18 protein-coding genes and 1 pseudogene are annotated in these 22,053 nt (G+C 54.4%); 15 read left to right on the forward strand and 4 right to left on the reverse strand.

The annotated features are described in order from the left end of the window. Nucleotide 1 precedes the first annotated feature (1 nt). Complete coding sequence (phnP, locus tag AACU94_RS19090) at nt 2-760, forward strand: phosphonate metabolism protein PhnP (protein ID WP_135490066.1); 759 nt, start codon at nt 2-4, stop codon at nt 758-760. 29 nt (nt 761-789) lie between these two features. On the opposite strand, the gene yjdP is transcribed toward phnP, so the two are convergent. The 3 genes from yjdP to AACU94_RS19105 form a co-directional block, all read right to left on the reverse strand. After that, nucleotides 790-1,119: a DDRRRQL repeat protein YjdP gene (gene yjdP, locus AACU94_RS19095; protein ID WP_130215636.1), complete on the reverse strand. Its 330-nt coding sequence runs from the start codon at nt 1,117-1,119 to the stop codon at nt 790-792. 68 nt (nt 1,120-1,187) lie between these two features. Further along, on the reverse strand, nt 1,188-1,820 hold the full coding sequence (locus tag AACU94_RS19100) for a GNAT family N-acetyltransferase (RefSeq protein ID WP_135490067.1): 633 nt from the start codon (nt 1,818-1,820) through the stop codon (nt 1,188-1,190). Between the two features lie 80 nt (nt 1,821-1,900). After that, the gene (locus AACU94_RS19105; protein ID WP_135490068.1) at nt 1,901-4,165 is read right to left on the reverse strand and encodes a hybrid sensor histidine kinase/response regulator; all 2,265 of its coding nucleotides are present in this window, start codon (nt 4,163-4,165) and stop codon (nt 1,901-1,903) included. 113 nt (nt 4,166-4,278) lie between these two features. On the opposite strand from AACU94_RS19105, the gene AACU94_RS19110 reads away from it, so the two are divergent. From AACU94_RS19110 to AACU94_RS19135, 6 genes are read left to right on the forward strand one after another with little or no spacing between them, the layout of a single operon-like run. Beyond that, complete coding sequence (locus AACU94_RS19110; protein ID WP_130215632.1) at nt 4,279-5,799, forward strand: sugar ABC transporter ATP-binding protein; 1,521 nt, start codon at nt 4,279-4,281, stop codon at nt 5,797-5,799. Continuing rightward, nucleotides 5,796-6,770: an ABC transporter permease subunit gene (locus AACU94_RS19115; RefSeq protein ID WP_130224331.1), complete on the forward strand. Its 975-nt coding sequence runs from the start codon at nt 5,796-5,798 to the stop codon at nt 6,768-6,770. Before AACU94_RS19110 ends, AACU94_RS19115 begins: the two co-directional genes overlap by 4 nt. Before the next feature lie 30 nt (nt 6,771-6,800). Beyond that, on the forward strand, nt 6,801-7,742 hold the full coding sequence (locus AACU94_RS19120; RefSeq protein WP_130205867.1) for an ABC transporter substrate-binding protein: 942 nt from the start codon (nt 6,801-6,803) through the stop codon (nt 7,740-7,742). Nucleotides 7,743-7,796: 54 nt separating this feature from the next. Then, nucleotides 7,797-8,480, forward strand: coding sequence for a D-lyxose/D-mannose isomerase (locus tag AACU94_RS19125; protein WP_135490069.1), 684 nt, complete (start codon nt 7,797-7,799; stop codon nt 8,478-8,480). Nucleotides 8,481-8,494: 14 nt separating this feature from the next. Further along, the gene (locus tag AACU94_RS19130) at nt 8,495-9,355 is read left to right on the forward strand and encodes a ketose 1,6-bisphosphate aldolase (RefSeq protein ID WP_135490070.1); all 861 of its coding nucleotides are present in this window, start codon (nt 8,495-8,497) and stop codon (nt 9,353-9,355) included. Then, a complete protein-coding gene (locus AACU94_RS19135; protein WP_135490071.1) occupies nt 9,352-10,353 on the forward strand; it encodes a carbohydrate kinase family protein in 1,002 nt (333 codons plus the stop codon). The genes AACU94_RS19130 and AACU94_RS19135 overlap by 4 nt, the downstream gene beginning before the upstream one ends. Here AACU94_RS19135 and AACU94_RS19140 read toward each other — a convergent pair. After that, nucleotides 10,350-11,057 carry a response regulator transcription factor gene (locus AACU94_RS19140; protein WP_135490072.1) on the reverse strand — a complete coding sequence of 236 codons (708 nt, stop codon included), beginning with the start codon at nt 11,055-11,057 and terminating at the stop codon, nt 10,350-10,352. The genes AACU94_RS19135 and AACU94_RS19140 overlap by 4 nt on opposite strands. A gap of 290 nt (nt 11,058-11,347) precedes the next feature. Here AACU94_RS19140 and yjcS point away from each other — a divergent pair, with 290 nt between their 5' ends. The 8 genes and pseudogenes from yjcS to AACU94_RS19180 all read left to right on the forward strand — a co-directional run. Next, on the forward strand, nt 11,348-13,333 hold the full coding sequence (gene yjcS / locus AACU94_RS19145) for an alkyl sulfatase YjcS (RefSeq protein WP_135490073.1): 1,986 nt from the start codon (nt 11,348-11,350) through the stop codon (nt 13,331-13,333). A gap of 208 nt (nt 13,334-13,541) precedes the next feature. Beyond that, nucleotides 13,542-13,817: a YtcA family lipoprotein gene (locus AACU94_RS19150; RefSeq protein ID WP_001305715.1), complete on the forward strand. Its 276-nt coding sequence runs from the start codon at nt 13,542-13,544 to the stop codon at nt 13,815-13,817. An 18-nt stretch (nt 13,818-13,835) separates the two neighbouring features. Further along, nucleotides 13,836-14,867: a multidrug efflux transporter periplasmic adaptor subunit MdtN gene (mdtN, locus tag AACU94_RS19155; protein ID WP_000446360.1), complete on the forward strand. Its 1,032-nt coding sequence runs from the start codon at nt 13,836-13,838 to the stop codon at nt 14,865-14,867. After that, nucleotides 14,867-16,918 carry a multidrug efflux transporter permease subunit MdtO gene (gene mdtO, locus AACU94_RS19160; protein ID WP_135490074.1) on the forward strand — a complete coding sequence of 684 codons (2,052 nt, stop codon included), beginning with the start codon at nt 14,867-14,869 and terminating at the stop codon, nt 16,916-16,918. The genes mdtN and mdtO overlap by 1 nt, the downstream gene beginning before the upstream one ends. Beyond that, nucleotides 16,915-18,381 (forward strand): multidrug efflux transporter outer membrane subunit MdtP, encoded by a 1,467-nt coding sequence (gene mdtP / locus AACU94_RS19165; protein WP_135490075.1) that lies wholly within the window; start codon nt 16,915-16,917, stop codon nt 18,379-18,381. Before mdtO ends, mdtP begins: the two co-directional genes overlap by 4 nt. A gap of 197 nt (nt 18,382-18,578) precedes the next feature. Next, entirely contained in the window at nt 18,579-20,726 is a 2,148-nt protein-coding gene (gene fdhF / locus AACU94_RS19170; RefSeq protein ID WP_077629246.1) for a formate dehydrogenase subunit alpha, read from the forward strand. Between the two features lie 93 nt (nt 20,727-20,819). Then, nucleotides 20,820-21,509 carry a Sel1 family TPR-like repeat protein YjcO gene (gene yjcO, locus AACU94_RS19175; RefSeq protein WP_064525643.1) on the forward strand — a complete coding sequence of 230 codons (690 nt, stop codon included), beginning with the start codon at nt 20,820-20,822 and terminating at the stop codon, nt 21,507-21,509. 379 nt (nt 21,510-21,888) lie between these two features. Beyond that, a pseudogene (locus tag AACU94_RS19180) lies at nt 21,889-22,053 on the forward strand (IS110 family transposase); the annotation flags it as partial.

The following is a 22,053-nucleotide window of genomic DNA, read 5'->3' on the forward strand; positions in this document are numbered from 1 at the left end:
CATGAGCCTGACCCTCACGCTCACCGGCACCGGCGGCGCACAGGGCGTTCCGGCATGGGGCTGCGAGTGCGCGGCCTGCGCCAGAGCGCGGCGCTCGCCGCAGTATCGCCGCCAACCATGTAGCGGCGTAGTGAAGTTTAACGAGGCTGTCACCCTGATCGACGCCGGGCTGCACGATCTCGCTGATCGCTGGTCGCCCGGATCGTTCCAGCAGTTTTTGCTGACGCATTACCATATGGATCACGTCCAGGGGCTGTTTCCGCTGCGCTGGGGCGTGGGCGATGCGATCCCGGTCTATGGCCCGCCGGATGAACAGGGCTGCGACGATCTGTTTAAACATCCGGGCCTGCTTGATTTCAACCACACGGTGGAGCCGTTTGTGGTGTTTGATTTGCAGGGGTTGCAGGTCACGCCGCTGCCGCTTAACCATTCGAAAATCACTTTCGGCTATTTACTGGAAACGGCGCATAGCCGGGTGGCGTGGCTGTCTGACACTGCTGGCCTGCCGGAAAAAACGCTGAAATTTTTACGCAATAACCAGCTGCAAGTGATGGTGATTGATTGCAGCCATCCGCCGCGCGAGGATGCGCCGCGTAATCACTGCGATTTAAACACCGTGCTGGCACTGAATGAGGTTATCCGCTCGCCGCGCGTGATTCTGACGCACATCAGCCATCAGCTTGATGCGTGGCTGATGGAGAACGCGCTGCCGTCAGGGTTTGAGGCGGGGTTTGATGGGATGGAGATTGGGGTAGCATGATAGGGTTGGTCATGTGCGCGCTGCCCCCCTCACCGCTCATACTCATCTTCCATTCTCCGCTCTTCATCTTCCAGTTGCCGACGCTCCTGATCAAGCTGGCGCTGGCGATCGTCCAGCTGCCTGCGACGATCTTCAAACTGGCGGTGGCGGTCGTCATATTGTCTGCGCCGATCGTCGCTCACTTCACGCTGCCAGCCGTCGTCGCGCGAATCTTCATAGTCTCGCCCACGGTCAGGGTTATAAGCGTCGTTAATCGCCTGCTGAATATTGCCAATGGTGTCGTCGATAATATCGGCCTGGGCCGGAACGGTGGACAGCGTGAGCAGGGTGAAAAGAAAGAGCGTGGAGTAAGGTTTCATAAGCCAGTCTCTGCAATGGACTGGCTTAACGTTAGTTGAGTGTGAATGACCGGAGTAGCGGAGTAATCTCAAATTCGGTAAGGCGCAGACTCTTCCATTAGCTGGTTAGCTCGCTGTTTATTTTCCGCCACCAGCACAATGCCATGACATTTTTGATCCGGTGAAATACTCCAGATACGCTCTTCCGGAATGCAACCGCCATCGTAGATCACTTTCGTGCCATCGTAAGGCCAAAATGCCCCTTGTTCAGTGTCTAATACAAACACGGAAATCTGATCGGACTCGCGCGCGATCTTCTGCCAGAGCATCTTCCCGCCATCATATTGATCAAAATCGCTGATTAGCGTGATACCGCATTGCAGAATTAGCGCTTCATACAGCCGAGTTGCCAGACCCTTATCGCGCTCACCTGGAGAGACACAAATACCTTCCACCTGTACCAGATTCGAGTCTTCCCACCAGCGTTCAACGGCAATGATATCGCTGCCGAACTCTTTTTTACGCTGCAGATCGAGAGCGGCAAGTACCCGATGACGCGGCACGCCTGCAAAAACTTCAATGTCCGCTTCAATGATGGCCGCTCTTGGCGTCTGGTTGTCATAAATTACCTGTAACAGACGTCCAGAAAGCTCGATCTCTTCCACCACGCGAAAAGAACGAGCAACCGTCATAGGGCTATAGGTGGTTGGCATCACGATCATATGTGAATCACTTCAATTCAGAACAGAATTGCTCACAATAGCAGCACGTTTGCTTCAGGCCTCTTGATAAATTCTGAAAATCATCCCTCTATTTGCCCCAGCGCCTGCGCCAACTGCGCGCGGGTAAAAGGTTTGCGCAGTAGCGCCACATCGGGCAGCGCGGGGTTATGGCTGGGGCGTAAATCCTGGCCGCTGATGAGTAGCAGCGTCAGGTGCGGGTAAAGTTTGCGGGCTGCATTGACCACTTCTGCGCCGCTCATACCGCCGGGGAGCATTAAGTCACTGATAAAAATATCGATTTCCGTTGATGCCGCCAGCAGGTCCAGCGCCTGTTCGCCGCTGCTCGCTTCCAGCGTCAAATAGCCCAACAGGTGCAACTGCTCGCAGATGGTCTGGCGCACCGCGGCTTCATCTTCCAGCACTAACACCAGTTTATCGCCGCTGACAGCTGTCTGCTCTACCGTCGCTGGCGATAGGTTTTTCGCCGCCGTCAGCGCGCGGGGAAGCTGTAATCTGACCGTTGTTCCCTGCCCCGGCGCGCTTTCAATTTCCACGCGCCCGCCGGACTGGCGCACGAAACCATAGACCATCGACAAGCCCAGCCCGCTGCCGCTGCCCGTCTGTTTGGTGGTAAAGAACGGCTCAAATACCTGGCTTTTCACCGCCTGCGACATACCGCTGCCATGATCGATGACCTCCAGTGCCACCATGTCCTGTCGCTGCCCACTGCTGCGAGTAACGCGCTGATTCCAGGTGCGAATTTTGATGATTCCCGTCTGCCCTTCCATCGCATCGCGGGCGTTCACTACCAGGTTGATGATGGCGTTTTCCAGCTGGCTAACGTCAATCCACGCGGGCCACGCCGGAGACTGCGCTTCAATCTCCAGCGCCAGCGTTGTCGGTAAGGAGTGGCGCATTAATTCGCTTAACTCTTCCAGCAGTGTTTTCAGTTCAACGGCTTGCGGATGTAAGGATTGCTTGCGGGAAAACGCCAGTAGCCGTTGGGTCAGTAGCGCCCCACGTTCGGCGGCTTGCAGCGCCCGCTGTATTCGCGGCGCGTCGGGCGAGTCCGTGTTCACAAGCTCCAGACTGCCAATGATCACCGCCAGCAGATTATTAAAATCATGGGCCAGCCCGCCTGTCAGTTGCCCAACCGCTTTCAGCTTCTGGCTGTGCAATAGCGCCTCTTCCAGCCCCTGCCGCTCGGTTTGGGCAATCTCCATCTGCGTGGTTTTCTCTTTCAGCAGCCGTGAGGTTCGTTCGAGTGATGCGGTATTGCGGGCGAAGACGTTAAAGGCGCGCGCCAGTTCACCCAACTCATCGCGTCGCTGTAACGCCGGAAAAGTGACGTCCGCTTCACCGTGCGCCAGGCGGCTCATGGCGCGGGAGATCGCCGTCAGGTTAGAGCCGAGATTGCGATAGATATACCAACCGGCAAACGCGGTGATCACCACCGCTAACAGGGCGAAAATCATGATCAGCCTCTCGCCGGAGCGCAGATCCTGGTAACTTTGCGCCACCCTCTGACCGGAGAGCGTCGCCACCTGTTCGGCATAACGGTTGATGTCGCCATTGAGGATCGCCACCAGCGCTTTGATGTGGAACATATACCAGCTAATCGCCAGATCGCTTTGCTCCAGAGCGGCAGAAAGCGGCGCGAGTTTACGCAGTTCATCATTGAAATCAGTGAGTAACGTATTAACCAATGGCGTATCGCTGTGGGTCGGCAACGCAGACATCACCCCGACCAGTTGATGAATAATCGCCTGTGGCGCGGGCGTGGCAATAGCGGCGACAATCAGTCGGTTCATCTCGTTAAGCAAAATGTCATCTTGCGCGTGAGTGACTTTTTGCAAATGCCGCAGATAACTTAAGTTTTGATATAGCGAACTTAACAGCGCGTTACGCTCCAGATGCCGCCTTTGCCCGCGCTCCAGCATTCCGCCGACGCTGGTTTGCAGTTCGTTACTACGCGTGATGATTCGCGTCACCAGCCCGGCGTCCTGCTGCGCTAAAGGCGCGTCCGCCAGTTGCTCAAGCGAGATTTTTAACGCCCGCTGTGTCTCCTGCAATCGCTCGGCTTCACCTTTGTATTCCAGCGCCCCCACCACCTGTGACAATCGCACCGCCGCCGTCGCCACGTTTGCCGTATCGCGCGCCAGATTCAGACAGCCGGTCATATCATCCACCGTTTGCTGCTGCACCAGCTCCTGCATCTGGCTGGCATGACGAAAACCCATTACCGCCACGCCGCTGACCATCAGCGTCACCGCCACCACCAGCAAATTCAAAAGCAGCAATCGCCCGCGCGCGCTGGCAAAAAAGTGACGTCCGGGGTGCGCCATATCACGCTCCGTAAAGAAAAATCGCAATATGACAAATATGAACGGCTTCTGACATTTTGCATTTACTTTCCTGTGATGGAGTGCTGATATCGACAACCTCGCAGGAGTCCACCATGAACAGCACGCCGGTTCTGGAGATGCGCAATATTGCCAAAGCCTTCGGCAAATTTTACGCGCTCAAGGGGGTGGATTTGACGGTCTACCCTGGCGAGATCCATGCCCTGATGGGGGAAAACGGCGCCGGAAAAAGCACGCTGATGAAGGTGCTGGCGGGGGCTTATACCGCCACCAGCGGCGAGATCCTGATTGACGGCAAGCCCTTTCACATTCGCACGCCAAAAGATGCTTTAAGCGCCGGTATTACGCTGATTTATCAGGAGATGCAGCTGGCACCCAATTTGACGGTGGCAGAAAACATTTTCCTCGGCAGCGAGCTTTCCCACGGCGGGCTGGTGCAGCGTAAAGAGATGCTGGTGCAGGCGCAAAAAGTGATCGACCGCCTCGGCGCGCAGTTTAACGCCAGCGATAAAGTCATGACGCTGACCATTGCCGAGCAACAACAGGTCGAAATCGCCCGCGCGCTGCATCGCAACAGTCGCATTCTGGTGATGGACGAACCTACCGCTGCCCTCTCCTCGCGTGAAACTCACCGCCTGTTTGAACTGATTATGCGGCTGCGCGATGAAGGGATGGCGATTATCTATATCAGCCACCGCATGGCGGAAGTGTATGAGCTTTCCGATCGCGTCAGCGTGCTGCGCGACGGGCAATACGTTGGCAGCCTGACCCGCGACAATCTCAACGCCGCTGAACTGGTGCGGATGATGGTCGGCAGGCCACTGAGCGATCTGTTCAATAAAGAGCGCGATATCCCGCTCGGCAAAGCCCGCCTGAATGTTCACCACCTGACCGACGGTGGCAAAGTGCAGCCGAGCAGTCTGCTGGTGCGTTCCGGCGAAATTGTCGGCCTCGCCGGGCTGGTGGGAGCCGGACGTTCCGAACTGGCGCAGTTGATCTTCGGCGTGCATAAAGCGACGGGCGGAATGATTGAAGTCGATGGCGAACCGGTGGTGATCCACTCCCCGCGCGAAGCTATCGATCTTGGCATTGGTTTTCTCACCGAAAATCGCAAAGAACAAGGCTTGTTCCTTGAAATGGCGGCAGCAGAAAACATCACCATGGCAACCCTGGAGCGCGATGCCAGCTGGGGAATGCTCAACCGCAAAAAAGCACAAACCATCTCCGATGACGCCATCAAGTTGCTCAACATCCGCGTGCCTCATGCCCAGGTGCGAGCGGGCGGGCTTTCCGGCGGCAATCAGCAAAAACTGTTGATCTCCCGCTGGGTGGCGATTGGCCCGCGCATTTTACTGCTCGATGAACCCACCCGTGGCGTGGACGTTGGCGCAAAAAGCGAGATCTACCGGATCATGAACGAGATGGCGCGCAAGGGCGTGGCGATCCTGATGATCTCCAGCGAACTGCCGGAGATAGTCGGCATGAGCGATCGTGTCTATGTGATGCGCGAAGGCAGCATTGCCGGTGAGTTAAACGGCAAAAACATCACCCAGGAAAACATTATGACCTTAGCGACTGGCGTCAACGACGCCCATTCCCAGGCGGTGCCCTCATGATGACCTCTGCAAAGACCTCTGCCAAAAAAATGCTGATGAGCGATCTGATGCAAACGGTCGGCATTTTGCCCATTTTGATCCTGATCGTGGCGGTATTTGGCTTTATCGCGCCAAACTTTTTTACCGAAAGCAACCTGCTGAATATTACCCGCCAGGCGTCGATCAACATTGTTCTGGCGGCGGGAATGACCTTCATCATTTTGACTGGCGGAATCGATCTTTCTGTAGGGTCGATTCTCGGCACCACGGCGGTGGCGGCGATGGTCGTCTCCCTTAGCCCGGAGTTCGCCATGCTGTCGATTCCAGCGGCGCTGATGCTCGGCCTGCTGCTGGGGTTGTTCAACGGCGCGCTGGTGGCCTTTGCCGGATTGCCACCGTTTATCGTCACGCTCGGCACCTATACGGCGCTACGCGGGGCGGCGTATCTGCTGGCGGACGGCACCACGGTCATCAACTCCAACATTAATTTCGAGTGGATAGGTAATAACTATCTCGGGCCGATCCCGTGGCTGGTGGTGATTGCGCTGGCGGTGATTGTGCTGTGCTGGTTTATTCTGCGCCGCACCACGCTTGGCGTTCATATCTACGCCGTCGGTGGCAATATGCAGGCGGCGCGTCTTACCGGCATTAAGGTCTGGCTGGTGCTGCTGTTTGTTTATGGCATGAGCGGCCTGCTTTCAGGGCTTGGCGGGATTATGAGCGCCTCACGGCTGTACAGCGCCAACGGCAACTTAGGCATGGGGTACGAACTGGATGCCATTGCGGCGGTGATCCTCGGCGGCACCAGTTTCGTTGGCGGCATCGGCACCATCACCGGCACGCTGGTTGGGGCGCTGATTATCGCCACGCTAAACAACGGCATGACCCTAATGGGCGTCTCTTACTTCTGGCAACTGGTGATCAAAGGGGCGGTGATCATCATTGCGGTGCTGATCGATAAATACCGTACCCGACATCATCAAAGCGCATAACAACAATACCCTACACATGAGGAATACAGCATGAGATTGAAGCCCTTAGTGACCGCGCTCTGTGCAGGCGCGCTGCTGGCCGCGGCCCCCTTCGCCCAGGCGAAAGAATTGAAATCGATAGGCGTGACGGTAGGCGATCTGGCAAACCCATTCTTCGTGCAGATCACCAAAGGTGCGGAGCTGGAAGCGCGCAAACTGGCGGGCGATAACGTCAAAGTGACGCTGGTGTCCAGCGGCTACGATCTGGGCCAGCAGGTGTCGCAAATAGACAACTTTATCGCCGCTAACGTCGATATGATCATCCTTAACGCTGCCGATTCAAAAGGGATCGGCCCGGCGGTGAAACGGGCAAAAGACGCCGGGATCGTGGTCGTCGCGGTTGACGTGGCGGCAGAAGGCGCCGATGCGACCATCACTTCTGATAACACCCAGGCGGGCGAAATGGCCTGTAAATACATCACCGATCGCCTGAAAGGCAAAGGCAATGTGGTGATCATCAATGGGCCTCCGGTGTCCGCCGTACAAAACCGCGTTGAAGGCTGCCAGACTGAATTTAAACGCCATCCTGACATCAAGGTGCTCTCTGACAACCAGAACGCCAAAGGCAGTCGTGAAGGCGGGCTGGAGGTGATGACCGGGCTGCTGGCGGCAAATCCGAAGATCGACGGTGTATTTGCGATTAACGATCCCACCGCGATCGGTGCCGATCTGGCAGCCAAACAGGCACAACGTAGCGAGTTCTTTATTGTCGGCGTTGACGGAAGCCCGGACGCCGAAGAGGCGCTGAAACGTGAGAACTCGTTGTTTGTCGCCACCCCTGCGCAAGATCCCCAGGTGATGGCAGCGAAAGCGGTAGAAATTGGCTACGACATTTTGCAGGGCAAACCCGCGCCGAAAGAGCCGGTGCTGATCCCGGTGACGATGATCGACAAAAACAACGTCGGCAATTACAAAGGCTGGACGGTGAAATAAGTCCACACGCCGGGCGGCGCAGCTGCCCGGCCACCGCTAAGGAGAACGCTTTCGATGAAACGCTCCGCTATAAACGACATTCTCGTCCATACACGGCAATTCTTTTCGCAACATGACGTGCATCTTCCGCCCTTTGCCAGTTTCACGCCTGCCCAATGGCAACAACTCGACACCACCGCGTGGGAGGAAGTTTTTGCTCTCAAACTCGGCTGGGATGTTACCGCTTTTGGTGGCCACGACTTTGCTGCACAGGGACTGACGCTGTTTACCCTGCGTAACGGTTCGCCAAAAGGAATGCCGTATGCGAAATGTTACGCCGAGAAGATCATGCATGTGCGCGATGCGCAGGTAACGCCAATGCATTTTCACTGGCGTAAGCGTGAGGACATTATCAATCGCGGCGGCGGCAATTTGATTGTTGAACTATGGAATGCCGATAGCAACGAGCAAACGGTTGATAGCGACGTTACGGTGGTGATCGACGGCTGCCGCCAGAAACATACCGCAGGCAGTCAGTTGCGCCTGTCTCCCGGCGAAAGTATCTGCCTGCCGCCTGGCCTTTATCACAGCTTTTGGGCAGAAGCCGGTTTTGGCGATGTGCTGGTTGGCGAAGTCTCTTCTGTTAATGACGACGACCACGATAACCACTTTTTACAGCCGCTGGACCGCTACAACCTGATTGACGAAGACGAACCGGCCCAGTTGGTGTTGTGTAACGAATACCGCCAGTTCCGCTGAATAAGGAGAACGTTATGCCGTTGATTTCTCTCGCTGAAGGGCTGGCTCATGCCCGCGAACATCACTATGCGTTAGGTGCGTTTAATGTGCTGGACTCGCACTTTTTACGCGCCCTGTTTGCTGCGGCCAGACAAGAACGTTCGCCGTTTATTATCAACATTGCCGAAGTACATTTTAAATATATCTCGCTGGATTCCCTGGTCGAAGCCGTGAAATTTGAAGCGGCGCGCCATGCCATTCCGGTGGTGTTAAATCTCGATCACGGGCTGCATTTTGAATCGGTGGTGCAAGCGTTGCGGCTGGGATTCAGCTCGGTAATGTTTGACGGCTCCACGCTGGAGTATGAAGAAAATGTCCGCCAGACGCGGGAAGTGGTGAAAATGTGCCATGCCGTTGGCGTATCGGTAGAAGCTGAACTGGGGGCGGTAGGTGGCGACGAAGGCGGTGCGCTTTACGGTCATGCCGATGAATCTCTGTTTACCGATCCGCAACTGGCGCGTGATTTTGTCGACCGTACCGGCATTGACGCGCTGGCCGTGGCGATTGGCAATGCACACGGCAAATATCGCGGCGAACCGAAACTCGACTTCCCGCGCCTCGACGCTATCCGCCAGCAGGCGGCTATCCCGCTGGTGTTACACGGCGGCTCAGGGATTAGCGATGCCGATTTCCGTCGCGCCATAGAACTGGGTATCCACAAAATCAATTTCTACACGGGTATGTCGCAAGCGGCGCTGGCAGCCGTTGAGGCCCGAATGGCGCGCCGTCAGCCGATGTATGACGAGTTCGCCGAGTTACTGCTGGCAGTGGAAACCGCCATCAGCGATACGGTTGCACAACAGATGCGTATTTTCGGCAGTGCGGGGCAAGCATGATGGAACGTAAAGGGATTATCGCCGCAGGCAATATGCTGGTTGACCACGTCCATCAGATTATCCAGTGGCCAGAGCGCGGCTGGCTGGCGGAGATCACCCACAGCGAACGCTCTACCGGAGGCGCGCCGCTTAACGTCCTGCTGACGCTGGCGAAAATGCGCACCGGGCTGCCGTTACAGGCGGTCGGGCTAATCGGTCAGGACAGCGACGGCGATTACATCATGGCGATGCTTGAACAATATCACGTCAATCGCCAGCATGTGCAGCGCACCACCTTTGCCCCGACGTCGATGTCGCAGGTGATGACCGACCGAAGCGGGCAGCGGACGTTTTTCCATTCGCCGGGCGCTAACCGACTGCTTGATCTTCCGGCGTTCGATCAGCTCGATAACAGCATGAAGATTTTCCATCTCGGCTATTTACTGTTGCTCGATAGCCTGGATATGCCGGACGATGTTTACGGCACCCGTAGCGCGCGCCTGCTGGCGCAAATGCGTGATAATGGCTTTGAAACCTCGCTCGACCTTGTCTCCCGCAAGGGCGATCCGCGTTATCAGCCGATGGTGCTGCCCGCATTGCGCCATCTGGATTATCTGGTAATTAACGAACTGGAGGCCGGGGAGTTTAGCGGGCTGGAAATTCGCTTACCTAACGGCGAACCGCATATCGTGCATATTGCTGCCGCCGCGCGTGAACTGTTAGATGCGGGCGTACGCCAGCGAGTGGTGATCCACTGTCCGGAAGGTGCCTGGGGAGAGACACCGGAACATGGCGGCGTGTGGATCCCTTCGCAAAAGTTAGAACAACGGGAAATTATCGGCAGCGTCGGCGCGGGCGATGCATTTTGTGCCGGATTTTTATATGGCTGCCATGAACGCTGGACGCTTACCGAGAGCATAAAACTGGCACACGCCTGCGCGCGGGCAAGCCTGTTATGCGCCAATGCTATCGACGGGGCAAAAACGCTGGAAGAACTGCAAACAGAAATGTCGGATTAGTGCACGTCGGCAGCGAAGACATACCCCAGACCGCGCAGAGTTTTAATCAACATCGGCTGATGCGGGTTTAGTTCGATTTTGCGTCGTAAGCGCATGATTAATACGTCGATGGTGCGATCAAACACCTCCACGCTGTCGCGGTGGGTGAACTCCAGCAACTGCTCGCGGCTTAACACCCGACGAGCGTTTTGCGCCAGGGCCAGTAACAAGCCATATTCGCCCTGGGTCAGCTCGACATGTTGTTGTAGCGGATTGTGCAACTGGCAGCGCGTGGTATCGAGATACCAGCCATTAAATGACAGCCCGGCGTTTTTCTCCTCATTGACCACCAGCGCGCCAACGCGCCGTAGCACCGCTTTTAGTCGCGCGACCACTACCCGTGGGGTAAACGGCTTGCAGATGTAATCATCTGCGCCCATTTCCAGCCCGACCACCACATCAGACTCACTGCCCAGGCCGGTCAGCATCACCACCGGCAGTGCAGGACGCATTTTCTGTAATTGTTGCAATACCCTCAGGCCGTTGGTATCGGGTAGCATCATATCCAGCACCACCAGCGCGATATCAGGATCGCCCTCAACACGTGATATTGCCTCCTGTCCGGTATGGCAGACTGAAACCGTAAAGACATGTTCACTTAACACGTCCTGCAACAGTGCGCAGATAGCCGTGTCATCATCCACCACCAGCACAACAGGTTTCATGGTTATACTCCGAATTATTCACATGATTAATCATTGTGCGGACTTCTTGCCGAAGTGAAAGAGAAAAGCAATATATATAATAAAAACATAAGTCAGGTCACATTATTGATGACAATAATAAATATGCCGTAATTTTCCCTCTTCAGCACAAATGCCTAATAAAATGGCCGATTCTGTTCACACTTCTGCTTATTCAATTCGTCGTTTCCCAATTATGATAACGCCAGCTTTAAATGACGTATTTTGCATGGATTACATATTTACGACATAAATGATAAATGGAGATTTATATGAATAACTCTCGGTTATTCCGTTTGAGCAGGATTGTTATTGCGTTAACCGCCGTCAGCGGCATGATAGTAAATACCGCTTACGCAACAGATGAAGCGAAAGGCGCCACTCAATATACCCAGCAGGTTAATCAGAATTACGCTAAATCATTACCGTTTAGCGATCGTCAGGATTTTGACGATGCCCAGCGTGGATTTATCGCTCCGCTGCTGGATGAAGGTATTCTGCGTGATGCGAACGGTAAAGTTTACTACCGCGCGGACGATTACAAATTTGATATTAATGCCGCTGCGCCGGAAACCGTAAACCCCAGCCTGTGGCGTCAGTCGCAAATCAACGGTATTTCTGGCCTGTTCAAAGTCACCGATAAAATGTATCAGGTGCGCGGCCAGGATATCTCTAACATTACGTTCGTTGAGGGTGAGAAAGGCATTATTGTTATCGACCCGCTGGTAACGCCGCCTGCCGCAAAAGCCGCACTTGACCTTTACTTCCAGCATCGTCCGCAAAAACCGATTGTTGCCGTTATCTACACTCACAGCCACACCGACCACTATGGCGGCGTGAAAGGCATTATCTCTGAAGCTGATGTGAAATCCGGCAAAGTTCAGGTGATTGCCCCGGCTGGCTTTATGGACGAAGCCATCAGCGAAAACGTGCTGGCGGGTAACATCATGAGCCGCCGTGCGCTCTACTCTTACGGTCTGTTACTGCCGCACAACGCGCAAGGCAACGTGGGCAACGGCCTCGGTGTGACGCTGGCAACGGGCGACCCGAGCATTATTGCACCGACTAAAACTATCGTCAGAACTGGCGAGAAGATGATTATCGACGGCCTGGAGTTTGACTTCCTGATGACCCCGGGTAGCGAAGCACCAGCCGAAATGCACTTCTATATTCCGGCCCTGAAAGCCCTGTGTACCGCCGAGAACGCCACGCATACCCTGCACAACTTCTACACTCTGCGCGGCGCGAAAACCCGCGATACCAGCAAGTGGACCGAGTACCTGAACGAAACGCTGGATATGTGGGGTAACGACGCGGAAGTACTGTTTATGCCGCACACCTGGCCGGTCTGGGGCAATAAGCATATCAATGATTATATTGGTAAATATCGCGATACTATCAAGTACATTCACGACCAGACCCTGCACCTGGCAAACCAGGGCTACACCATGAACGAAATTGGCGACATGATTAAGCTGCCGCCTGCGCTTGCCAATAACTGGGCCAGCCGCGGTTATTACGGTTCTGTCAGCCACAACGCCCGCGCGGTGTATAACTTCTATCTTGGCTATTACGACGGTAACCCGGCTAACCTGCATCCGTATGGTCAGGTGGAGATGGGTAAACGTTATGTGCAGGCGCTGGGCGGTTCTGCCCGTGTCATCAACCTGGCGAAAGAAGCGAACAAGCAAGGTGATTATCGCTGGTCCGCAGAGTTGCTGAAACAGGTGATTGCCGCCAACCCGGGTGACCAGGTCGCGAAGAATCTGCAAGCGAATAACTTTGAACAGCTGGGCTATCAGGCCGAGTCCGCCACATGGCGCGGTTTCTACCTGACCGGCGCGAAAGAGCTGCGCGAAGGGGTGCATAAGTTCAGCCACGGCACCACCGGTTCCCCGGACACCATTCGCGGGATGTCGGTCGAAATGCTGTTCGACTTTATGTCCGTTCGCCTCGATAGCGCGAAAGCCGCGGGTAAAAATATCAGCCTGAACTTCAATATGAGCAACGGCGATAACCTCAACCTGACGCTGAACGATAGCGTGCTTAACTACCGTAAAACACTGCAACCGCAAGCCAACGCCTCTTTCTACATCAGCCGTGAAGATCTGCACGCCGTGCTGACCGGACAAGCCAAAATGGCGGATCTGGTAAAAGCGAAGAAAGCCAAAATTATTGGCAATGGCGCGAAACTGGAAGAAATTATTGCCTGTCTGGATAATTTCGATTTGTGGGTGAATATCGTAACTCCAAATTAATGCCACTCGCTTTTGGGGGCGCTGAAGCCCCCAAAAGCATTTATTTTAAAAATATATACAGCCAATTAATAAATAAAATATATAAGTTATGAATGCGGTGGCTGAATAAAGCTATTTTTATTCATCGAGAAAATAGCCATACTGACGCCTTCAATGGATATTGATATTCACTACAGATATTGTTCGCAGCAGACAGGATGTATTTAATATGCCAACAGTTCTCTCTCGCATGGCGATGCAACTCAAAAAAACGGCCTGGATAATTCCCGTCTTCATGGTTTCGGGATGTTCATTATCTCCGGCAATCCCGGTGATCGGCGCTTATTATCCCAGCTGGTTTTTCTGCGCCATTGCCAGCCTTATTTTGACGCTCATCACGAGGCGAATTATTCAGCGGGCAAATATCAATCTGGCATTTGTCGGAATTATTTATACCGCCCTTTTTGCTCTCTACGCCATGCTGTTCTGGCTGGCATTTTTCTAATCTATTTGAGACGCGCTCATGGAAAGTACGCCGAAAAAAGCTCCTCGCAGTAAATTCCCTGCTCTGTTAGTGGTTGCGTTGGCGCTGGTTGCCCTTGTTTTCGTTATCTGGCGCGTAGACAGTGCGCCATCAACTAATGACGCTTACGCGTCAGCAGATACCATTGATGTGGTGCCGGAAGTCAGCGGTCGCATTGTAGAACTGGCGGTCACCGACAACCAGGCGGTGAAACAGGGCGATTTGCTGTTCCGCATCGACCCGCGCCCGTACGAGGCCAATCTGGCGAAAGCCGAAGCCTCCCTCGCAGCGCTGGATAAGCAAATTATGCTCACCCAGCGTAGCGTTGACGCGCAACAGTTTGGTGCCGACTCGGTTAATGCCACGGTAGAAAAAGCCCGTGCCGCGGCAAAACAGGCCAGCGATACATTACGCCGCACCGAGCCATTACTGAAAGAAGGTTTTGTCTCAGCGGAAGACGTTGACCGTGCAAGAACGGCGCAGCGCGCCGCAGAAGCGGATCTTAATGCCGTATTGTTACAGGCGCAGTCAGCCGCCAGCGCCGTCAGCGGCGTCGATGCGCTGGTGGCGCAACGTGCGGCGGTCGAAGCGGATATCGCGCTGACCAAACTGCATCTGGAAATGGCGACCGTCCGCGCGCCGTTTGATGGCCGGGTCATTTCCCTCAAAACCTCGGTTGGGCAATTTGCTTCTGCCATGCGCCCTATTTTCACCCTCATCGACACTCGTCACTGGTACGTGATCGCCAACTTCCGCGAAACCGATCTGAAAAATATTCGCTCAGGTACACCCGCAACGATTCGCCTGATGAGCGACAGCGGCAAAACCTTCGAGGGTAAAGTGGATTCGATTGGCTACGGCGTGCTACCGGATGACGGCGGCCTGGTGCTGGGCGGCCTGCCGAAAGTTTCTCGCTCTATTAACTGGGTCCGCGTCGCCCAGCGTTTTCCGGTCAAAATCATGGTTGATAAACCTGATCCGGAAATGTTCCGCATCGGCGCTTCGGCAGTCGCTAATCTTGAGCCGCAATAATGAGCGCGCTCAACTCCCTGCCATTACCGGTGGTCAGGCTGCTGGCGTTCTTTCATGAAGAGTTAAGCGAGCGGCGACCAGGCCGCGTGCCGCAAACCGTGCAACTCTGGGTAGGCTGCCTGCTGGTGATTCTGATCTCGATGACCTTTGAGATCCCTTTTGTGGCGTTATCGCTGGCAGTGCTGTTTTACGGTATTCAGTCGAACGCGTTTTACACCAAATTTGTGGCGATCTTATTTGTGGTCGCCACGGTGCTGGAGATCGCCAGCCTGTTTTTGATCTACAAATGGTCATACGGCGAACCGTTGATCCGATTGATCATTGCCGGACCAATCCTGATGGGCTGCATGTTTTTGATGCGCACCCATCGGCTGGGGCTGGTCTTTTTCGCCGTTGCCATTGTCGCTATTTACGGGCAAACCTTCCCCGCTATGCTCGACTATCCGGAAGTGGTCGTGCGCTTAACGCTGTGGTGTATTGTTGTCGGCCTCTACCCAACCTTGCTGATGACGTTAATCGGCGTGCTGTGGTTTCCCAGTCGTGCCATTACGCAAATGCATCAGGCGCTTAATGATCGGCTTGATGATGCCATTAGTCACCTGACGGACAGCCTCGCACCGCTACCCGAAACGCGGATTGAAAGAGAGGCGCTGGCGCTGCAAAAACTCAATGTCTTTTGTCTCGCGGACGATGCCAACTGGCGAACCCAGAGCGCATGGTGGCAAAGCTGCGTGGCAACGGTAACCTACATTTACTCGACGCTGAATCGCTACGATCCCACCTCTTTTGCTGATTCTCAGGCAATCATTGAATTTCGGCAAAAATTAGCCTCAGAAATCAACAAACTGCAACATGCCATTGCCAAAGGTCAGTGCTGGCAAAGCGACTGGCGGATCAGTGAAAGTGAAGCGATGGCAGCACGGGAATGTAACCTGGAGAATATCTGCCAGACGTTGTTGCAACTGGGTCAGATGGACCCGAATACGCCGCCAACGCCCGCAGCCAAACCGCCGTCAATGGTCGCCGATGCTTTTACCAATCCAGACTATATTCGCTACGCGGTAAAAACGCTGCTCGCCTGTTTGATCTGTTACACCTTCTACAGCGGCGTGGACTGGGAAGGCATTCACACCTGTATGCTGACCTGCGTGATCGTCGCTAACCCGAACGTCGGTTCGTCGTACCAGAAGATGGTGCTGCGTTTTGGCGGGGCTTTTTGCGGCGCGATTCTGGCGCTGTTATTCACGCTACTGGTCATGCCCTGGCTGGACAATATTGTCGAATTGCTGTTTGTGCTGGCACCGATTTTCCTGTTGGGCGCATGGATTGCCACCAGCTCTGAACGTTCTTCTTATATCGGCACACAGATGGTGGTCACCTTCGCGCTCGCCACGCTCGAAAACGTTTTTGGCCCGGTGTACGACCTGGTGGAAATTCGCGATCGCGCCCTGGGTATCATCATTGGTACCGTGGTGTCCGCGGTGATTTACACCTTTGTCTGGCCTGAAAGTGAAGCGCGCACACTGCCGCAAAAACTGGCTGGCGCGCTGGGTATGTTAAGTAAAGTAATGCGGATCCCACGCCAGCAGGAAGCCACGGCTCTGCGCTCTTATCTGCAAATTCGCATAGGTCTGCATGCGGCGTTTAATGCCGGTGAAGAGATGTGCCAACGCGTAGCGCTGGAACGTCAACTGGACAGCGAAGAACGCGCATTACTGATTGAACGTTCGCAAACGGTTATTCGTCAGGGACGCGACATTCTTCACGCCTGGGATGCAACCTGGAACTCGGCGCAGGCGCTGGATAACGCACTACAGCCGGATAGAGCTGGCCAGTTTGCCGACGCACTGGAGAAATACGCCGCCGGTCTGGCAACCGCACTCAGCCGTTCTCCTCAAATAACGCTTGAAGAAACACCCGCCTCGCAGGCCATCCTGCCGACCTTATTAAAACAGGAGCAACACGTCTGCCAGCTTTTCGCCCGCTTGCCAGACTGGACAGCCCCGGCATTAACGCCCGCCACGGAACAGGCACAAGGAGCCACGCAATGATCAATCGTCAACTTTCACGCCTGCTGTTGTGCAGCATTCTCGGCAGCACGACGCTGATTTCCGGCTGTGCCCTGGTTCGTAAGGATTCTGCGCCTCATCAACAGCTCAAACCGGAACAAATCAAACTTGCCGATGATATTCATCTGGCCAGTTCCGGCTGGCCGCAGGCGCAGTGGTGGAAACAATTTAACGATCCGCAACTGGATGCCCTGATCCAGCGCACACTGCAAGGTTCACACACGCTTGCTGAAGCGAAACTACGGGAAGAAAAAGCGCAATCGCAGGCCGACCTGTTAGATGCCGGTTCACAATTGCAGGTGGCGGCGTTAGGGATGCTCAACCGCCAACGTGTCTCGGCGAACGGTTTTTTAAGCCCTTATGCGATGGATGCGCCAGCACTGGGTATGGACGGGCCGTACTATACGGAAGCCACAGTAGGTTTGTTTGCCGGACTGGATCTCGATTTGTGGGGTGTACATCGCTCGGCGGTTGCCGCCGCTATTGGCGCGCATAATGCCGCGCTGGCAGAAACCGCAGCAGTAGAGCTATCGCTGACCACGGGCGTAGCGCAGCTTTATTACAGTATGCAGGCCAGCTATCAGATGCTTGATCTGTTAGAACAAACTCGCGATGTGATTGATTACGCGGTGAAAGCGCACCAGAGTAAAGTGGCGCACGGTCTGGAAGCGCAAGTGCCTTTCCACGGCGCGCGGGCGCAGATTCTGGCCGTCGATAAACAAATTGCTGCCGTCAAAGGGCAAATCACCGAAACGCGAGAATCTCTGCGTGCATTGATTGGCGCGGGAGCCAGCGATATGCCGGAGATCAAGCCGGTGGCATTACCGCAAGTACAGACCGGCATTCCGGCGACGCTCTCTTATGAGTTGCTCGCCAGACGCCCGGATCTGCAAGCCATGCGCTGGTATGTTCAGGCGTCATTAGATCAGGTAGATTCCGCGCGGGCGTTGTTCTACCCGAGCTTTGATATCAAAGCGTTTTTCGGTCTGGACTCCATCCACCTGGATACCTTATTCAAAAAAACCAGTCGCCAGTTCAACTTCATACCGGGTCTGAAATTGCCGCTGTTTGACGGTGGACGGTTGAATGCCAATCTCGAAGGCACTCGCGCCGCCAGCAACATGATGATTGAACGTTACAACCAGTCAGTACTGAACGCGGTGCGCGACGTTGCAGTCAATGGCACACGTCTGCAAACGCTCAACGACGAGCGGGAGATGCAGGCAGAACGCGTAGAAGCAACCCGCTTCACCCAGCGTGCCGCCGACGCCGCCTACCAACGCGGTCTAACCAGCCGCTTACTGGCCACCGAAGCTCAGTTGCCGGTGCTTTCCGAAGAGATGTCATTACTGATGCTGGACAGCCGCCGGGTGATTCAAAGTATTCAGTTGATGAAATCGCTGGGCGGCGGGTATCAGGCGGCTCCCGTCGTTGAGAAAAAATAAAATGTCTGCCGCGTGATGGCTGTCACGCGGTATTTCGTTTCGTCACGTCAAAACTGACGACAGCCTGTTTTTCGTCAGAGTTTTGAATAAATAGTGCCCGTAATATCAGGGAATAGCCTCAAATAAAATGTGGCATAAAAGATGCATACTGTGGTCGAGAGCGCGTATGCGTGATTTGATTAACTGGAGCGAGACTGATGAAAAAAGTCGTCACGGTTTGCCCCTATTGCGCATCAGGTTGCAAAATCAACCTGGTCGTCGATAACGGCAAAATCGTCCGGGCGGAGGCAGCGCAGGGGAAAACCAACCAGGGTACTCTGTGTCTGAAGGGTTATTATGGCTGGGATTTTATTAACGATACCCAGATCCTGACCCCGCGCCTGAAAACCCCCATGATCCGTCGCCAGCGTGGCGGCAAACTCGAACCTGTTTCCTGGGATGAGGCACTGAATTACGTTGCCGAGCGCCTGAGCGCCATCAAAGAGAAGTACGGTCCGGATGCCATCCAGACGACAGGCTCCTCGCGTGGTACGGGTAACGAAACCAACTATGTAATGCAAAAATTTGCGCGCGCCGTTATTGGTACCAATAACGTTGACTGCTGCGCTCGCGTCTGACACGGCCCATCGGTTGCAGGTCTGCACCAATCGGTCGGTAACGGCGCAATGAGCAATGCCATTAACGAAATTGATAATACCGATTTAGTGTTCGTTTTCGGGTACAACCCGGCGGATTCCCACCCTATCGTGGCGAATCACGTGATTAACGCTAAACGTAACGGGGCGAAAATTATCGTCTGCGATCCGCGCAAAATTGAAACCGCGCGCATTGCTGACATGCACATCGCACTGAAAAACGGCTCGAACATCGCGCTGTTGAATGCAATGGGCCATGTCATTATTGAAGAAAATCTGTACGACAAAGCGTTCGTCGCTTCTCGTACAGAAGGCTTTGAAGAGTATCGTAAAATCGTTGAAGGCTACACGCCGGAGTCGGTTGAAGATATCACCGGCGTTAGCGCCAGTGAGATTCGTCAGGCGGCGCGGATGTATGCCCAGGCGGAAAGCGCATCTATTCTGTGGGGCATGGGTGTGACCCAGTTCTATCAGGGCGTGGAAACCGTGCGTTCTCTGACCAGCCTCGCGATGCTGACCGGTAACCTCGGTAAGCCGCATGCGGGCGTTAACCCGGTTCGTGGTCAGAACAACGTGCAGGGCGCCTGTGATATGGGCGCGCTGCCGGATACGTATCCGGGATACCAGTACGTGAAAGATCCGGCTAACCGCGAGAAATTCGCCAAAGCCTGGGGCGTAGAAAGCCTGCCTGCTCATACCGGCTATCGCATCAGCGAGCTGCCGCACCGCGCAGCGCATGGCGAAGTGCGTGCCGCGTACATTATGGGCGAAGATCCGCTGCAAACGGATGCGGAACTGTCGGCAGTCCGTAAAGCCTTTGAAGATCTGGAACTGGTCATCGTTCAGGACATCTTTATGACCAAAACCGCGTCGGCGGCGGATGTCATTTTACCGTCAACGTCGTGGGGCGAGCATGAAGGTGTCTATACTGCGGCTGACCGTGGCTTCCAGCGTTTCTTCAAGGCGGTTGAACCGAAGTGGGATCTGAAAACGGACTGGCAGATTATCAGTGAAATCGCCACCCGTATGGGTTATCCGATGCACTACAACAACACCCAGGAGATCTGGGACGAGTTGCGTCATCTGTGCCCGGATTTCTACGGTGCGACTTACGAGAAAATGGGCGAACTGGGCTTCATTCAGTGGCCTTGCCGCGATACGTCAGATGCCGATCAGGGGACTTCTTATCTGTTTAAAGAGAAGTTTGATACCCCGAACGGTCTGGCGCAGTTCTTCACCTGCGACTGGGTAGCGCCAATCGACAAACTCACCGACGAGTACCCGATGGTACTGTCAACGGTGCGTGAAGTTGGCCACTACTCTTGCCGTTCGATGACCGGTAACTGTGCGGCACTGGCGGCGCTGGCTGATGAACCTGGCTACGCACAAATCAATACCGAAGACGCCAAACGTCTGGGTATTGAAGATGAGGCATTGGTTTGGGTGCACTCGCGTAAAGGCAAAATTATCACCCGTGCGCAGGTCAGCGATCGTCCTAACAAAGGGGCGATTTACATGACCTACCAGTGGTGGATTGGCGCCTGTAACGAGCTGGTTACCGAAAACTTAAGCCCGATTACCAAAACGCCGGAGTACAAATACTGCGCCGTGCGCGTCGAGCCGATCGCCGATCAGCGCGCCGCCGAGCAGTACGTAATTGACGAGTACAACAAGTTGAAAACTCGCCTGCGCGAAGCGGCACTGGCGTAAATAAGTCCCTTCTACAGCCTCCTCTGGGAGGCTGTTTTTTTATCCATTCGAACTCTTTATACTGGATACACCCTACCCAATCGTATTATCAAAATGAAAAAAATTATCGCATTGATGTTGTTTTTGACATTCTTTGCCCACGCGAATGACTCCGAGCCTGGCAGCCAGTATGTAAAGGCGGCAGAGGCCGGAGACAGACGCGCACAATATTTTCTTGCCGACAGCTGGTTTAGCTCCGGCGATTTGAGCAAAGCCGAATATTGGGCACAGAAAGCCGCCGACAGTGGTGATGCCGATGCCTGCGCGCTGCTGGCGCAGATTAAAATCACCAATCCGGTCAGTCTGGACTATCCACAAGCAAAAATTCTCGCCGAAAAAGCAGCGCAAGCGGGCAGTAAAGAAGGTGAAGTGACGTTGGCACATATTCTGGTGAATACTCAGGCAGGTAAACCGGATTATCCGAAGGCGATTTCGCTGTTAGAAAACGCCTCGGAAGATCTGGAGAACGACTCCGCCGTCGATGCCCAGATGCTGCTTGGTTTGATTTACGCCAACGGCATAGGCATTAAGGCCGATGATGAGAAAGCGACCTGGTATTTCAAGCGTAGCTCTGCGATTTCCCGTACCGGTTATTCCGAGTACTGGGCAGGAATGATGTTCTTAAACGGTGAAGAAGGTTTTATCGAGAAGAACAAACAGAAGGCACTGCACTGGTTGAACCTGAGCTGTATGGAAGGGTTTGATACCGGGTGTGAAGAGTTTGAAAAATTAACCAATGGTTAAGGTAGCCCTGATAAGACGCGGCAAGCGTCGCATCAGGCATTGATGTCGGATGCGGCGTAAACGCCTTATCCGACCTACAAAATCACGCTAAATCAGGCTATTGCGCTGTCTGGCGTAGGCCTGATAAGACGCGGCAGCGTCGCATCAGGCATTGATGTCGGATGCGGCGTAAACGCCTTATCCGACCTTGTATTATCCCTCCTGTGCAGAGAAAATTGGCCAGTTTTCTCTGCCTGCAGTCCGCATGCCGTATCCGGCCTTGGGTTCTAACCTGTGTTGTAGATTTATGCAGCGGGCTGCCTTTCTCCCAAAGTGATAAACCGGACAGTATCATGGACCGGTTTTCCCGGTAATCCGTATTTGCAAGGTTGGTTTCACTATGGAACATGAACTTCATTATATCGGTATCGACACCGCTAAAGAGAAACTGGATGTCGATGTGTTGCGTCCTGATGGTCGTCATCGCACCAAAAATTCGCTAACACCACTAAAGGGCACGATGAGCTGGTGAGCTGGCTGAAAGGTCGACAAAGATTGACCATGC

Source organism: Escherichia sp. E4702, from assembly GCF_963883545.1.
Lineage (GTDB): Bacteria > Pseudomonadota > Gammaproteobacteria > Enterobacterales > Enterobacteriaceae > Escherichia.

Bases quoted from the DNA above. Each gene is read 5' to 3' on its own strand.
- phnP (WP_135490066.1), top strand. From the start codon at position 2: ATGAGCCTGACCCTCACGCTCACCGGCACCGGCGGCGCACAGGGCGTT.
- yjdP (WP_130215636.1), bottom strand. From the start codon at position 1,119: ATGAAACCTTACTCCACGCTCTTTCTTTTCACCCTGCTCACGCTGTCC.
- AACU94_RS19100 (WP_135490067.1), bottom strand. From the start codon at position 1,820: ATGATCGTGATGCCAACCACCTATAGCCCTATGACGGTTGCTCGTTCT.
- AACU94_RS19105 (WP_135490068.1), bottom strand. From the start codon at position 4,165: ATGGCGCACCCCGGACGTCACTTTTTTGCCAGCGCGCGCGGGCGATTG.
- AACU94_RS19110 (WP_130215632.1), top strand. From the start codon at position 4,279: ATGAACAGCACGCCGGTTCTGGAGATGCGCAATATTGCCAAAGCCTTC.
- AACU94_RS19115 (WP_130224331.1), top strand. From the start codon at position 5,796: ATGATGACCTCTGCAAAGACCTCTGCCAAAAAAATGCTGATGAGCGAT.
- AACU94_RS19120 (WP_130205867.1), top strand. From the start codon at position 6,801: ATGAGATTGAAGCCCTTAGTGACCGCGCTCTGTGCAGGCGCGCTGCTG.
- AACU94_RS19125 (WP_135490069.1), top strand. From the start codon at position 7,797: ATGAAACGCTCCGCTATAAACGACATTCTCGTCCATACACGGCAATTC.
- AACU94_RS19130 (WP_135490070.1), top strand. From the start codon at position 8,495: ATGCCGTTGATTTCTCTCGCTGAAGGGCTGGCTCATGCCCGCGAACAT.
- AACU94_RS19135 (WP_135490071.1), top strand. From the start codon at position 9,352: ATGATGGAACGTAAAGGGATTATCGCCGCAGGCAATATGCTGGTTGAC.
- AACU94_RS19140 (WP_135490072.1), bottom strand. From the start codon at position 11,057: ATGAAACCTGTTGTGCTGGTGGTGGATGATGACACGGCTATCTGCGCA.
- yjcS (WP_135490073.1), top strand. From the start codon at position 11,348: ATGAATAACTCTCGGTTATTCCGTTTGAGCAGGATTGTTATTGCGTTA.
- AACU94_RS19150 (WP_001305715.1), top strand. From the start codon at position 13,542: ATGCCAACAGTTCTCTCTCGCATGGCGATGCAACTCAAAAAAACGGCC.
- mdtN (WP_000446360.1), top strand. From the start codon at position 13,836: ATGGAAAGTACGCCGAAAAAAGCTCCTCGCAGTAAATTCCCTGCTCTG.
- mdtO (WP_135490074.1), top strand. From the start codon at position 14,867: ATGAGCGCGCTCAACTCCCTGCCATTACCGGTGGTCAGGCTGCTGGCG.
- mdtP (WP_135490075.1), top strand. From the start codon at position 16,915: ATGATCAATCGTCAACTTTCACGCCTGCTGTTGTGCAGCATTCTCGGC.
- yjcO (WP_064525643.1), top strand. From the start codon at position 20,820: ATGAAAAAAATTATCGCATTGATGTTGTTTTTGACATTCTTTGCCCAC.